We start from the raw sequence: 14,611 nt of genomic DNA, 5'->3' as shown, positions 1-14,611 counted from the left end.
AGGCCCTTATGCCTTCGCTCATGATTTTTTGACGGGCCCGTCAATCGCGCCTTCCGGCGCTCCGACACTGCCTATTGCCAATATCCACCGCTCGCCGTTCTGATACGGTTGGGGCGAAACATGTACCGTTTAAACAGACAGGGGAAAGCAGATGAAAAACAGGAAAACAGCCATTCAGCAGGCGGGCCTCAACCGCCGCGCCTTTCTTGCATCCGCCGCTGCAGCCGGGTTTGCGGCCACCGCTTCCGGCCTTCTGATGCCGCGCGAGAGCCTTGCCGCGGAAGAACCGCAGCGCGGGGGCCACTTCGTTCTCGGCCTCGACGGCGGCCAGACGACCGACATTCTCGATCCCGGCACCTATGCCGGCAGCACCATGTTTCTGGTCGGCTACACCTGGGGCGACCGGCTGGTGACCACCGACCCGGTTTCCGGCGAGGCGCTGCCGAGCCTGGCTGAAAGCTGGACGTCTTCCGACGACGCGAAGGTGTGGACCTTCAAGCTGCGCAAGGATGTGCGCTTCCATGACGGTTCCCCTTTCACTGTCAGCGATGCGGCACAGACGCTGCGCCGCCATTCCGACAAGGACTCCACCTCTGCCGCCCTCGGCCTTCTCGAAGAGATCGAGACCATCGAAGAAAGCGGTGGCGATCTGGTCATCACGCTGAAGAACGGCAATGCCGACCTGCCACTGATGCTGACCGACTATCATCTGCAGATCCAGAAAAACGGCGGCATGGACGACCCCAACAGCGCCATCGGCACGGGACCCTACAAGCTGGAAAGCTTCGAGCCGGGCATCCGCATCACCTTCTCGAAGAATGAGGATGACTGGAACGAGGATCGCGGTTTCGTCGACAGTGTCGAGGTTCTGGTCATCAACGACAATACCGCGCGCATCGCCGCCCTTTCGTCCGGCAAGGTCCATTTCATCAACACGCTCAGCCCGAAGACCATGTCACTGTTGTCGCGGGCGCCGAATGTCGAGACCATCAGCACCAAGGGCAAGGGCTTTTATTCCTTCCTAATGCATGGCGACACCGCGCCCTTCGACAATAACGACCTCAGAATGGCGCTGAAGCTCGCCATCGACCGCCAAGCGATGCTCGATACCATTCTCGGCGGCTACGGCACGCTCGGCAACGACTATCCCGTCAACGATGCCTATGCGCTGGCACCAACGGATATTCCCCAGCGCGCTTACGATCCGGAAGAAGCCGCGCATTATTTCAAGAAATCCGGCCATGAAGGCCCGGTTCTGCTGCGCACCTCCGATGCCGCCTTTACCGGCGCGGTCGACGCCTCCGTCCTGTTTCAGGCCAATGCCAAGGAAGCCGGCATCGACATCAAGCTGCAGCGCGAACCGTCCGACGGATACTGGTCGAATATCTGGAACAAGAAGCCGTTCTGCGCCTCCTACTGGGGCGGCCGGGCAACGCAGGATATCCGCTACACCACCACCCAGCTTTCGACGTCGACATGGAACGACACCCGCTTCAAGGACCCGGCATTCGACAAGATGCTGCTTGAGGCCCGTGCCGAAACCGATCAGGACAAGCGCCGCGCGCTCTACCGCCAGATGGCGATGACGGTGCGCGACAACAGCGGCCTCATTCTGCCGGTGTTCAACAACTATCTCAACGCCCGTTCGACAAAGCTGAAGGGCTGGATCGACGATGTCGGCAACGACCTGTCCAACGGACAGATCGCCAGCCGCGCCTGGTTTGCCGCCTGATCTCGAAAACGGGGAAGCCGCGGGAAAGACCCGCGGCTTTCATGGAGACTATGACAGAAACCCAACCCTCTCCTTCCACCCCTGTCGATGCGCCCTCTCCCGGCCTGATCGTCATTTTGCGCGCGCGCTTTCCCATGGCGAGCCGTATCATCGAGCGGATCGTGCTTGGCGTCGGCCTGCTGTTCGCCAGTTCGGTCCTGATTTTCGCCGGGATTGAAATCCTCCCCGGCGATTTTGCCACGACCTATCTCGGACAGGCGGCAACACCGCAGGCGATTGCCAATCTGCGTGCCGAATTCGGCCTCGACCAGTCCCTCGTGACCCGCTATTTCGACTGGCTCCTCGGCATATTGCACGGCGATTTCGGGCATTCCTGGGCAAGCGGTCAGTCCGTCAGCGGCCAGATTGCCGATCGGCTCGGCAATTCGCTGCTTCTGGCCGGGACGGCTGCGGTCATCGCCGTTCCGCTGGCCGTCGGCCTCGGCCTCATCGCCGTGCTCTACCGCGACCGTCTGGTCGACCGGCTCATCAATCTGGTCTCGCTTGCAGCCGTATCGCTGCCGGAATTCTTCGTCGCCTACCTGCTGATCATGGTGTTCGTGGTCCAGCACCCCGTCGCGGCGTTTCCGGCCACCGTCTATGACAGCATGAGCCTGTGGCAGAAGCTTCAGACCATCGTCCTGCCGGTGGCAACGCTCGTTCTGGTGGTTCTGGCGCACATGATGCGCATGACCCGCGCGGCGATCATCAATGTCATGGCGTCGGCCTATATGGAAACCGCCGAGCTGAAGGGCATCGGCGCATTGCGCGCGATCGTGAAACATGCTGCCCCCAACGCGCTGGCGCCGATCATCAATGTCGTTGCGCTCAACCTTGCCTATCTGATTGTCGGCGTCGTCGTTGTCGAGGTCGTCTTCGTCTATCCGGGCATGGGGCAATACATGGTGGATGCGGTGACGGTGCGCGACCTGCCTGTGGTGCAGGGCTGCGGGCTGGTGTTCTCCGCCATCTACATTCTCCTGAACATGATCGCCGATATCCTGTCCATTCTTGTCAATCCGCGTCTGAGGCACCCACGATGAATATCCGTTCCGTTCCGCTTACGGCATGGATCGGCGTGGCCGGGATCGCCATCGCCGTCATCGCCGCCGCTTTCGCCCCCTGGCTTGCCCCTTACGGCGAAAACCAGGTTGTCGGCAGCCCCTGGGAGGTGGCCAGCAAGGCCTTTCCGCTCGGTCTCGACAATCTCGGCCGGGACCTGCTGTCGCGCATGATCTACGGCGCCCGGATGACGCTGTTCGTGTCGTTCTGCGCCACCATTCTCGCCTTCTCGCTGGGCGTCATTTTCAGTTTCGTGGCAGCCGTCATGCGCGGCATCGTCGATATGGGCCTGTCGCGCCTCAACGACCTGATGATGTCGATCCCGACGCTGATCTTCGCGCTGATCGTGCTGGCGGCGCTGCCGCAGAACCTGTTCGTGCTGATCGTCGTCATGGCGGTGCTCGATTCAACCCGTGTGTTCCGGCTTGGCCGGGCGCTGGCGGTCGATATCGCGGTGATGGACTTCGTGGAGGCAGCGAGGCTGCGCGGCGAGAAAACGCTGTGGATCGTGTTCCGCGAAATCCTGCCGAATGCGATGACGCCGCTTTTGGCCGAATTCGGCCTGCGCCTTGCCTTTGCCGTTCTGTTCATTTCGACCCTGTCCTTCCTCGGCCTCGGCATCCAGCCGCCGACCGCCGACTGGGGCGGCATGGTCAAGGACAACAAGGACGGCATCATCTTCGGTGTGTCCGCAGCCCTCGTGCCGGGCGCTGCGATCGCCGCACTCACCATCTCGATCAATCTCGTCGTGGACTGGCTGCTGAAACGCACGTCCAGCCTGAAAGGAGGCCGCGGTGGCTGAACTTCAAAAAACAGACGAAGCGCCCCTTCTTGAGGTCCGCAACCTTGAAATTGGCGCCATGGCCTATCCGCCGGGCGAACGCCCCCGTCCCATCGAGATCGTGAAGGGCGTGAGCTTCACGCTGGAACGCGGCAAGGTTCTGGGCCTGATCGGTGAATCGGGCGCGGGCAAATCCACGATCGGGCTTTCGCCGCTGGCCTATGGGCGTGGCGGCGTGACGATTACCGGCGGCGAGGTTCTGCTGGACGGCGTCGACATCCTGAAACTCGGCAAATCCGGCACGCGGGCGCTGCGCGGCGCGCGGGTCTGCTACGTTTCGCAGTCGGCGGCGGCATCGTTCAACCCGGCCCACAAGCTCGGCGATCAGGTGATCGAGGCCACCGTGCGCCACGGGCTGATGAGCCGCAGCGAAGCCCGCGCACGGGCCGTCGAACTGTTTACCATTCTCGGCCTGCCGGACCCTCAAACCTTCGGCAACCGCTATCCCCATCAGGTGTCCGGCGGACAGCTGCAACGGGCGATGACGGCGATGGCGCTGTGCAGCCGTCCGGAACTCATCGTCTTCGATGAACCGACCACGGCGCTGGACGTCACCACCCAGATCGACGTTCTGGCCGCCATCAAGACCGCGATTGCGAAAACCGGAACCGCCGCGCTTTACATCACCCATGATCTGGCGGTGGTGGCACAGGTGGCCGACGACATCATGGTGCTGCGCAACGGCGAAACCGTGGAATATGGCAGCGTCGAAAAGATCATCGACAATCCCGACGCCGAGTACACCCGCGAACTGGTCAATGTCCGCGCCATCCGCCACGAGGAAGCCACCGACCAGTCCGACCGCTTTTTCGAGATGAAAAACATTTCGGCGGCCTATGGCGCAACGCCGGTTCTGTTCGATGTGTCGCTGCATGTTCCCAAGGGCAGACGCTGGCCATTGTCGGCGAATCCGGCTCGGGCAAATCGACGCTGGCGCGGGTGGCAACCGGGCTGTTGCCGCCGACGACCGGCAGCGTGCGCCTTGACGGGGCGGAACTGCCACCGGCGCTGAAGAAACGCAGCCGCGAGGAACTGCGCCGGCTTCAGCTGATCTACCAGATGGCCGACACGGCGATGAACCCGCGCCAGACCGTCGGGCGGATCATCGGCAGGGCGGTGACGTTTTACGAGGGCCTGAACGGTTCCGCACGGAAAAGCCGCGTCAACGACCTGCTCGAGCAGATCGAGATGGGCAGCGGCTTTTACGACCGCTATCCCGCCGAACTATCCGGTGGCCAGAAGCAGCGCGTGGCCATTGCCCGGGCTCTCGCCGCACAGCCGGAGCTGATCATCTGCGACGAGCCAACATCGGCGCTCGACCCGCTGGTTGCCGACGGCATCTTGAAACTGCTGCTGCAGCTTCAGAAGGAAAAGCAGCTTTCCTATGTGTTCATCACCCATGACATCGCCATTGTCCGGGCCATTGCCGACAGTGTCGCGGTGATGCACAGGGGCCGGCTTGTCCGTTTCGGCCCCAAATCGGAAGCGCTGACCCCGCCTTTCGACGATTATACCGACCTGTTGCTGAACTCCGTGCCGGAAATGAAAACCGGCTGGCTGGAAGATGTGCTTGCCAGCCGCAGGATTTCCAGCGCCGGCAACTGATGCATTCGGCCGGGCCGCTCCTTCGGCCCGCGCCCCGTTTCCCGATAAAACCGAAATACGAGAAGGTCAAAACCATGGCGCAACAAGGTTTTTCGACGTCCGAGGACCAGTGGATCACGCTGAAGGACGGCACCCGCCTGGCAACGCGAATCTGGATGCCGGACGGCGCGTCCGACAAGCCGGTTCCAACCGTGCTGGAATATCTGCCCTATCGCAAACGCGGCGGAACCGACCCGCGCGACGAATCCACCTATCCCGTCTTTGCCGCCGCCGGCATTGCCGGCGTGCGCGTCGATATCCGCGGTTCGGGTGAATCCGAAGGCGTCATCGATGGCGAATATACCCCGCGCGAACTCTCCGATGCCTGCGAAATCCTCGAATGGATCGCCGCCCAGCCCTGGTCGAACGGCAATGTCGGCATGATGGGGATTTCCTGGGGCGGCTTCAACTGCCTGCAGGTGGCGGCCCTCAAGCCGCCGCAGCTGAAGGCCGTGATCTCGATCGCCTCCACCGTCGACCGCTACAATGACGACATTCACTACAAGAACGGCACGCACCTTTCCGCGCAGCTTTCATGGGCGGGCACAATGCTCGCCTATCAGTCGCGCACGCCGGATATCGATCTGGTCGGCGACAGATGGAAGGACATGTGGCTGGAGCGGCTGGAAGGGCAGCCGTTCTTCATGGAGGAATGGCTTGCGCATCAGCGCCGCGACGATTTCTGGAAACACGGCTCGATCTGCGAGGATTTCGACGGCTTTCCCGTTCCAGCACTGGTCATTGCCGGCTGGGCAGACGGCTATCGCAACACCCCGCTGAAGGCCGTTGAAGGCCTGGGCGACAAGGGCAAGGCCATCAACGGTCCGTGGGTGCACAAATACCCGCATTTCGCCTGGCCGAAGCCGCGCATGGACTTCCACGCCGAGGCCATCGCGTGGTGGAAACGCTGGCTGGACGATGAAGCCAACGGCGCGGAAGACCTGCCGCAGATGCGCGCCTATATCCTCGACGGGCCCCGCCCGGCGCTTAGGCGCGACCGCGATCCCGGCTATTGGGTTGCAAAGCAGGCCTGGGAAGCCCCGCAGACGGACACCCTGACCGTTGCCGCCGATGGCACGCTCAACGCAACCGGCGCCAGCGAGGGCACCGGTGACATTTATCTGCGCTCGCCGCTCGATACCGGCATCAGCGGCGGCGAATGGTTCACCCTGAAGCCCGACGCGGAAATTGCCGGTGACCAGCGCATCGACGATGGCGGTTCGCTGGTTTTCGAAACCGCGCCGCTTGCCGATGAGAGCGTCTATCTCGGCGCGCCGGAGCTTTCCGTCGATGTCGCCTGTAACGGCGACTGGGAAAACCTTGCCGTGCGCATCATCGATGTCCATCCCGACGGCACGGAAACCCGCGCCTGCTACGGCGTGCTGAACCTCGCCCATCGCGATGGCAACGAAACGCCGTCCAGCATGCCCCGAGGCGAGAAGACGCGCATCACCATGCGGCTCGATGCCATGGGCTACCGTTTTGCGCCCGGCCATCGCATCAAGCTTGCGCTGTCGACAAGCTACTGGCCGATCATCCTGCCGTCGCCGCAGGCCCCCGGCCTGACGATCGATACGGCCAGCATCCGCCTTTCCATGCCGCTTCTCGGCCAGCATGAGCGCATCGCCGTCGAAGAACCGGAAAACCCCGATCCGCTGCCGCAATATGAAATGCGCCTGCCGGAGGAAACCCGCCGCTCGGTCGAGCGGGATCTGGTCACCGGGCTGACCCACTATCGCATCTACGAGGATGCCGGCCTGGAAGTGCATCCCGAAAACGGATTGCGCACGCAGGAAATCCGCAACGAGGACTGGTCGATCGACCCGAACGATCCGCTGTCGATGAAGGGCGATATCGACTGGGAAATCCGGCTCGAACGCGACGGCTGGTCGGTTTCCACGAAAACCACCACGACGATGCATTGCACGGAGGAGGACTGGACCATTACCGCCAGCGTGACGGCCTTCGAAGGCGACCGCGAAATCTTCACCAAGACCTTCGAAAAGCGCATCCCGCGCGATTTCATGTAGGTCCGCACTCAGTCGGCTGACCCGCCGACCTGAACAGCCCCCCGGAACGGCTTCCTGAACTTTCAGGGAGCCGTTTTTTTCTCAGGCTTGCATACACCCGAACGGGAACGCACAGTGGTAAATGCAGGGCGGCCTGACAGTGCGCCAGTAAAATTTCCACGACAATGCTCCGGTCTGATCACATTCAGTGCATCGCAAGTGCTGAATTCGTTCTATATCATGATTGCCAACGCCAAAGGATCAGGAGAAGCCCGCGAGCTTTTGTAAACACGTGCTGCGCGACCTGCTGGATCCAACCGGAAAGACCTCGCTGTGACTGCAATCTTCCACGAGACCGTCGAACCGACCATCGACAGCCTTGTCGCCCGCTTTGCCGGTGGCGGCGTGAGCATGGTCGAGGCTTGGGTGTTTTCCGACACGGCGACACGCCGGCAGGCGGAGCAGGCCCTTGCGGAAAAGGGCATCACCGCCCGGTTTCGCAGCGCCTACAAGCCGCTGGTGCATTTCTTTCGCGAAGAGGTGGAGACCGAGGGGCTGACCGCCGCCCGGATCACCTACCCGGTTCATCCGGCGGCCCCCGAAAACCGTTTCCTGCTGGAGGCCTATCCGCTTTCCGGCATGCTCGGCGATGCAGAGGTTTCTTTCACGCCGTCGGGGGGCGAGCCCGACCTGTTCTATAGCGTGGCTCTGACATGGGCCGACGGCCGTCGTGACACAAGAAAGGTGTTCGCGCCGAACCGTCTGCATCAGGATTTCGCCGGCCAGCAGGCGCTTTCGCCGACAGGCTGGCTGCGCATCGACGGCAATGCAGGAGAACGCATCGAGACCGATTACGAGGCGCTGTTTTCCAAGACGATACGGGCCATCGCCGATCGGGACTGGGGCGACAGTGAGCCTTATTTCGAGGAACTGAATATCACGGCGACCCTGCCCGTTGAAGACGAATGGCTGCCGCTTGCCCCGACGGACGCGATCATCAGCCTTCGCGAGGCGCTGCACGAAGACCTCTATTTTTCGCTTCTGGAGGTGTTTCAGACGCGCTCCGGTCGTCCGCTCGGCGATCGCGGCCTGCGCCCCGGCCAGATCGTGCCGGAGATACGCCTTGCCGCAGGCCCCTTGGATGTCCGCGTTGAAACCCGGCCATTCACAACAGACGAGACGGACAATGATGCCGGCGAGGCGCCTGCCGCGGCGACGAAACCGTTTTCCGCCGCCCGCGTGCGCCGCGAACTTGCAACCATCGAAGGCGAGGCTTTCGCCACCCGTTCACGGGCCGGGCGTGCGGTCTGCGCACGCTACCGCAAGGGCAGCGACCGGCCGGTGATGGTCAGCGGCGGACAGCATCCAAACGAGGTCACCGGCATTGCCGGCGCGCTCAGAGCCGGCCTTGCACTTGCCGGGCGGGACAATGCGCATTTCACGGTTTCCCCGCTTGAAAACCCCGACGGCTATGAACTCGACTGGCGGCTTCGGGCTGACAATCCGCATCACATGCACCACGCCGCCCGCTATACCGCCTTTGGCGACGATCTGGAATATCGCCCGCGCGACGCGCCGTTCGAGACCGAAATCCGCTACCGCGCCGAGGCGATCAGCGGCGCGTTGCTGCACATCAACCTGCACGGCTATCCGGCCCATGAATGGACACGGCCGCTCTCGGGTTTCGTCCCGCGCGGCTTTGGCATGTGGACCGTGCCGAAGGGCTTCTTCCTGATCATGCGCTACAGGTCCGGCTGGGAAGCGCAGGCCCGCACGCTGATCGAACAGGTCACGCAGCGGCTTGCCGAAAACCGCGCCCTTGTCGATTTCAACGCGCGCCAGATCGCGCTCTATGTCGCGCATTCAGGCACCCCGTCCTGGCCGGTGGTCAACGGCTTCCCGGTGATGATTTCGCGCTACGACCACCAGCGCGTGCCGGTCACGCTGATCACCGAATATCCCGACGAAACCATTTATGACGACGCCTTCATCCAGGGCCACACCGCCCAGCTCGAAACGGCGCTCGGCGCCTATGAGGCGTGGCAGACGATGGTGTTGCCCGAAGGGGCATAACGCGGCCCGCATCCGCCCAGCCCCGGAGACATGCGCTTCATGCGCTGCGATATCTCAGCTTTCCAGAAAGCCGAATGCCTGCGAGGCATCGCGCGTGGCGGACAGCAATGTCTCCAGATATTCGTCTTTCCTGCTCTCGTCGAACCGCATGACGGGAAACGAAACGGAGATTGCCGCGACCGACTTGCCCGCCTGATTGAGGATCGGGGCGGCGAGACAGCGCACGCCGACCTCGCTTTCCTCGATTTCTTCGGAATAGCCCCGCGCCCGCGTCTGCATCAGTTCGGCGCGGAACGCGTCCTTGTCGGTAATGGTTCCCGGCGCCGAAACCTCCATCTTCATGTCTGCCAGTCGCTCCTCGATCTCCTCGTCATCGCGGAACGCCAGCAATGCCTTGCCGAGCGAGGTGGAATGCAGCGGATTGCGTTTGCCGAGGGTGGAGTTCATCGACAGACTGTAGGTGGAATCATACTGATGAATATAGACGACCCGCTGCTCGCGCCCGTCGAGCACGCCGAGATTGATCGATTCACCGGTGGCGCGGGAAATCCGGCTCATGACCTTGTCGGCAATGCGCAGCAGGTCGGCCTGGCCGGTCAGGGAATGCGCCGCAAGGCTGAACAGTCGCAATGACAGTTCGTATTTCTCGGTGTCCGGATCCTGTTCGACATAGCCCAGGTCGATCATGGTGTGGAGCAGCCGGTGGGTCGTGCTTTTCGAGGTCATGGCACGCTGAGCAATGTCGGCAAGCCCGGCCGTGCGGTTTTCGGCAAGGGTTTCAAGCACCGAAAACACCTTCAGGACAGCGGCGACATTTTCGGTTTTGGGTTTGGGCGTGCTCATTTTTTGTTCCATTTTTATTGGAATTCGATTTTGAAAAAAATGGACAATTTTGTCAACTGGAAACCAGTCGCCTCGTAACAGAATGATATATCTACCTTATTCCCATTTAATCAGGGAAATAAAAGATATTGCCTTCGCGGCAAGTTTATGCTCCTATCAGAAAACGGAACGTAATTTCATAAAAAATGGTTCGGGAGGCCGGAATAATTATGGACCCGCTTTTGCAGCAAAAGGAACACTTCATTTCGCGTGATGAAGTGTGTGGGCTGATCGACCGTCTGGCTGACAACCTTGTCAATATCGAGGACACGACCGGCGAGTTTCTGCTGCGCCTGGAGGATGGCCGGGTCATCGACACCAAGGGCTGGGCCGGATGGGAATGGACCCACGGGATCGGGCTTTACGGTCTTTTGAAATACTGGCAGCTGACGGGCAATGAACGGGCGATGGACATCGTCGAGACATGGTTTTCCGACCGCCTGCGCGAAGGCACGCCGACGAAAAACGTCAACACCGTCGCGCCGTTCCTGACACTGGCTTTTCTCTACGAACACAACCCCAACCCGGTCTGGCGGAGCTATCTCGAGGAATGGGCCGAATGGGTGATGCACGACATGCCCCGCACGCGCGAGGGCGGCATCCAGCACATCGTCTACAACTCCGTCAATCATCAGCAGATGTGGGACGACACGCTGATGATGAGTGTGCTGCCGCTGGCCAAGATCGGCCTTGTGCTTGGCCGCCCTGATTATATCGATGAAGCCAAGTTTCAGTTCCTCACGCACATTCAGTATCTGTCGGACCGCAAGACCGGCCTCTGGTATCACGGCTGGACCTTCGACGGCGACCATAACTTCGCCGAAGCGTTGTGGGCGCGCGGCAACAGCTGGATCACCATCGCCATCCCCGAATTCATCGATCTGCTGAAACTGCCCGATAGCGATCCGCTGTACCGGCACCTGGTTTCGACGCTTCACCGGCAGGCCGCAAGCCTGCGCCAAACGCAGGATGAAAGCGGCCTGTGGCACACCCTGCTCGATGACCCGCAAAGCTATCTCGAAAGCTCCGCGACGGCGGGCTTTGCCTACGGCCTGATGAAAGCCCGCCGCATGCGCCTGCTGCCCGAAGACTATCTGGAAACCGCCGAGAAGGCGATGCGCGGCGTTGTCGACAACATCAGCGATGCCGGCGAGCTTCTCAATGTCTCGTTTGGCACCGCCATGGGCAACGATCTCGATTTCTACAGGGAGATCAAGCTGACCTCGATGCCCTACGGGCAGGCCATGGCGATGTTCTGCCTGACCGAATATCTGCGCTCGTTCATCTGAGGAAACGGCGCCGGACGAACTCTTTTCAATTCCGACTGGGAGGAAAAAATGCTGAAATCAGTCCTGATCGCAAGTGCAGCCGCACTTCTCGCCTCAACAACGCTGGCCGAAGCCAGAACCCTGCGCTTTGCCTATGCCAGCAACGCCACGCCGACAAAACAGGCCATGACCGAGTTCGGCGAACTTCTGTCTGAAAAGACCGATGGTGAACTGACGGTCCAGTTCTTTCCCGACAGCCAGCTTGGCGGCGAACGCGAACTGGTGGAAATGGTGCAGTCCGGCCTTCTGGACCTGACCAAGGTTTCCGGCGGGCTGATGGAAAGCTTCTCTCCGATCTACGGCGTCTTCTCCATGCCTTACCTGTTCGATGATCAGGACCATTTCTACAAGGTCATGGACGACCCGGACATCATGGAGCCGATCTATCAGTCGACGGCCGACACCGGCATGATCGGGCTGACCTATTACGACAGCGGCGCCCGCAGTTTCTATACCGCCGCAGAACCGGTCGAAGGCGTTGACGATCTCGACGGCCTCAAGATCCGCGTCATGCAGAGCCCCACCTCGATTTCGATGGTCGAAATGCTCGGCGGTTCCCCGATCGCCATGGGCCAGTCGGAAGTCTACACCTCCATCCAGCAGGGTGTTCTGGACGGCGCGGAAAACAATGAATTCGCGCTGACGATTGCCCGCCACGGCGAAGTCGCGAAATACTATTCCTACGACATGCACACCCGCATTCCCGATGTCATGCTGATCTCGAAGGCCACATTCGACAGCCTCTCGCCGGAACAGCAGGAAGCCGTCATCGCCGCTGCGAAGGAATCGACCGCATTCCAGAAAACCGCCTGGGGCGACGCCATCGCCGCCACCAAGAAGGAAGCCGAGGAGGAATTCGGCGTTCAGTTCTTCTATCCCGATGTCAGCGAATTCCAGGCCGCGGTGCAGCCGATGTATGATGCGCTGCAGTCCGAGCCGGAAAAATACCAGGTCTACGAACAGATCCGCGCGGTAGCAGGAGACTGATCTGATGCACACACTGCGTCGTATTCTCGACGCCGTTGTGGGAACGGCCTGCTGCATCGTGCTTGCCGCGATGGTGGCCGTTCTCGCCTGGCAGGTCTTCAGCCGCTATGCGCTGAACGCGCCATCGACCTTTTCGGAGGAGTTCCTGCGCTTCGGCGTCATCTGGATGTCGCTTCTGGGGGCTGCCTATTCCGCCGGAAAGGGCACGCATATGGCCATCGACCTTGTGCCGGAGATGACGAGCGGCAGCCTGCGCATGATCCTGAAGGCGCTTGTGCCGATCTCCTTCATGATCTTTGCTGTGCTGGTGCTGATCATCGGCGGCATGCGCGGCGTCAACATCGCCGTGGGCCAGCACTCGCCGGTGCTGCGCGTGCCGATGGGGCTGGTCTATGCCAGCCTGCCGGTTTCAGGCGGCTTCATCCTTGTCTACAGCATCCTCAACCTGGTCGAAATCCTCTTCGGAAAGCGCGATTTCCCCGATCAGGTTGAAAAAATAGCGGCGACGGGAGACTGAAATGGCCGGTCAAGCCAGTCTTGTAATGATATCGGTTTTCGCGGTTCTGGCGCTTCTGGGCCTGCCGCTGGCCGTTTCCATCGTCGCAGCCGCCCTGTCGGCCGTCGTGCTCGTCGCCCCTTTCGACATGGCGCTCTTCACCTCTGCGCAGAAGATGCTGGCAAGCCTCGATACGTTCTCGCTTCTGGCGGTTCCGTTCTTCATCCTCTCCGGGGTGATGATGAATTCCGGCGGCATCGCCGTGCGGCTGGTGAATTTCGCCAAGCTGATTTCCGGGCGCATTCCCGGATCGCTGGCCCAGACCAATATCGCCGGCAACATGCTGTTCGGCTGCATTTCCGGTTCGGCAATTGCGGCATCGACCTCGATCGGCGGCGTCATGGTGCCGATGCAGGCCAAGGAAGGGTATGACCGCGATCTCGCGGCAGCCGTCAACATTGCCTCGGCGCCGACGGGCATGCTGATCCCGCCGACAACGGCATTCATCATCTATTCGCTGGTATCGGGCGGAACCTCCATTGCCGCCCTGTTTCTGGCCGGCGGTGTTGCCGGGCTGATGTGGGGGATCGGCCTTATCGTCATGACCACCAGCATCGCCTGGCGGCGCGGTTATCCGACATCCGGCTGGATCGGGTTTCGCGCGGCAGCGGTCGTGACGCTGGAAGCCCTGCCCAGCCTGTTTCTGATCGTTCTGGTGATCGGCGGCATCATGTTCGGCATTTTCACCGCTGTCGAAGCCTCCGGCATTGCCGTCCTCTATACGATGTTGCTCACCTTCGTGATCCACCGGACAAAACCGCTGAAGGCCTTTCCGCAGTTCCTGCTGGAAACGGCGCAGATGACCGGCACCATCATGATGCTGCTGGCGGCTTCGGCGGCGCTGTCCTTCGCCATGGCCTTTACCGGTATTCCCGCCGCCGTGACATCGCTGATACTGGGGATTTCCGACAATCCGATCATCATCATGCTGGTCATCAACCTCCTTCTTCTGGTGATCGGCTGCTTCATGGATATCGGCCCGGCAATCCTGATTTTCACCCCGATCCTGCTGCCTATTTTCGAGAAGCTGGGCGGCGACCCGATCCATTTCGGCGTCATCCTGGTGTTCAACCTCGCCATCGGCACGATTACGCCGCCGGTCGGCACGGGCCTGTTCGTCGGCGCCAGCGTTGCCCAGGTGAAGGTCGAGCGCTGTATCCGCGCGCTTCTCCCCTTCTACGTCCTGCTGTTCGCCATGCTGCTGATCGTGACATTCTTCCCCGATATTTTCCTGGCTCTGCCGCGCAGTTTCGGGCTGTAGGGGCAAGCGGGAGAAGAAAACGGGCGCCGGCGCTTGCGGGATCACGCCGGCGCCGGTTACATCTCACCATCAGACGCACCGGCTTCTCCCGGCATCATGCGCGCCCATTGTCCCGCAGCGATCAGCGGAGAACACACGGACAAAGCGCCTGAGGGCCTGCAGGACCGGCCATATATCCGAGACAGCGCACGGAAACC

10 protein-coding genes and 1 pseudogene are annotated in these 14,611 nt (G+C 61.3%); 10 read left to right on the top strand and 1 reads right to left on the bottom strand.

The window, feature by feature from the left end; translation table 11 throughout:
- Positions 1-151: 151 nt before the first annotated feature.
- The 6 genes and pseudogenes from ACHZCU_RS22640 to ACHZCU_RS22615 all read left to right on the top strand — a co-directional run bounded on the left by ACHZCU_RS22640 (position 152) and on the right by ACHZCU_RS22615 (position 9,400).
- Positions 152-1,732: an ABC transporter substrate-binding protein gene (locus tag ACHZCU_RS22640; RefSeq protein ID WP_319520563.1), complete on the top strand. Its 1,581-nt coding sequence runs from the start codon at positions 152-154 to the stop codon at positions 1,730-1,732.
- A 50-nt stretch (positions 1,733-1,782) separates the two neighbouring features.
- Positions 1,783-2,814: an ABC transporter permease gene (locus ACHZCU_RS22635; protein WP_394706171.1), complete on the top strand. Its 1,032-nt coding sequence runs from the start codon at positions 1,783-1,785 to the stop codon at positions 2,812-2,814.
- Entirely contained in the window at positions 2,811-3,635 is an 825-nt protein-coding gene (locus ACHZCU_RS22630; protein ID WP_319520562.1) for an ABC transporter permease, read from the top strand. The genes ACHZCU_RS22635 and ACHZCU_RS22630 overlap by 4 nt, the downstream gene beginning before the upstream one ends.
- Positions 3,636-3,693: 58 nt before the next feature.
- Positions 3,694-5,279, top strand: a pseudogene (locus tag ACHZCU_RS22625) (ABC transporter ATP-binding protein).
- Positions 5,280-5,353: 74 nt separating this feature from the next.
- A complete protein-coding gene (locus ACHZCU_RS22620; RefSeq protein WP_319520561.1) occupies positions 5,354-7,348 on the top strand; it encodes a CocE/NonD family hydrolase in 1,995 nt (664 codons plus the stop codon).
- A 312-nt stretch (positions 7,349-7,660) separates the two neighbouring features.
- Positions 7,661-9,400, top strand: a complete 1,740-nt coding sequence (locus tag ACHZCU_RS22615) for a peptidase M14 (RefSeq protein WP_319520560.1) — start codon at positions 7,661-7,663, stop codon at positions 9,398-9,400.
- A gap of 54 nt (positions 9,401-9,454) precedes the next feature.
- On the opposite strand, the gene ACHZCU_RS22610 is transcribed toward ACHZCU_RS22615, so the two are convergent.
- On the bottom strand, positions 9,455-10,243 hold the full coding sequence (locus ACHZCU_RS22610; protein WP_319520559.1) for an IclR family transcriptional regulator C-terminal domain-containing protein: 789 nt from the start codon (positions 10,241-10,243) through the stop codon (positions 9,455-9,457).
- Between the two features lie 209 nt (positions 10,244-10,452).
- On the opposite strand from ACHZCU_RS22610, the gene ACHZCU_RS22605 reads away from it, so the two are divergent.
- From ACHZCU_RS22605 to ACHZCU_RS22590, 4 genes are read left to right on the top strand one after another with little or no spacing between them, the layout of a single operon-like run.
- Positions 10,453-11,571: a glycoside hydrolase family 88 protein gene (locus tag ACHZCU_RS22605; RefSeq protein WP_319520558.1), complete on the top strand. Its 1,119-nt coding sequence runs from the start codon at positions 10,453-10,455 to the stop codon at positions 11,569-11,571.
- 48 nt (positions 11,572-11,619) lie between these two features.
- Positions 11,620-12,597 carry a TRAP transporter substrate-binding protein gene (locus ACHZCU_RS22600; protein WP_319520557.1) on the top strand — a complete coding sequence of 326 codons (978 nt, stop codon included), beginning with the start codon at positions 11,620-11,622 and terminating at the stop codon, positions 12,595-12,597.
- A gap of 4 nt (positions 12,598-12,601) precedes the next feature.
- The gene (locus tag ACHZCU_RS22595; RefSeq protein ID WP_319520556.1) at positions 12,602-13,114 is read left to right on the top strand and encodes a TRAP transporter small permease; all 513 of its coding nucleotides are present in this window, start codon (positions 12,602-12,604) and stop codon (positions 13,112-13,114) included.
- 1 nt (position 13,115) lies between these two features.
- Positions 13,116-14,414: a TRAP transporter large permease gene (locus tag ACHZCU_RS22590; protein WP_319520555.1), complete on the top strand. Its 1,299-nt coding sequence runs from the start codon at positions 13,116-13,118 to the stop codon at positions 14,412-14,414.
- Positions 14,415-14,611 lie beyond the last annotated feature (197 nt).

It is taken from the genome of uncultured Martelella sp. (assembly GCF_963677965.2).
In the GTDB taxonomy this organism is placed as follows: domain Bacteria; phylum Pseudomonadota; class Alphaproteobacteria; order Rhizobiales; family Rhizobiaceae; genus Martelella; species Martelella mangrovi.
This window is presented reverse-complemented; position numbering and strand designations above follow the sequence as displayed.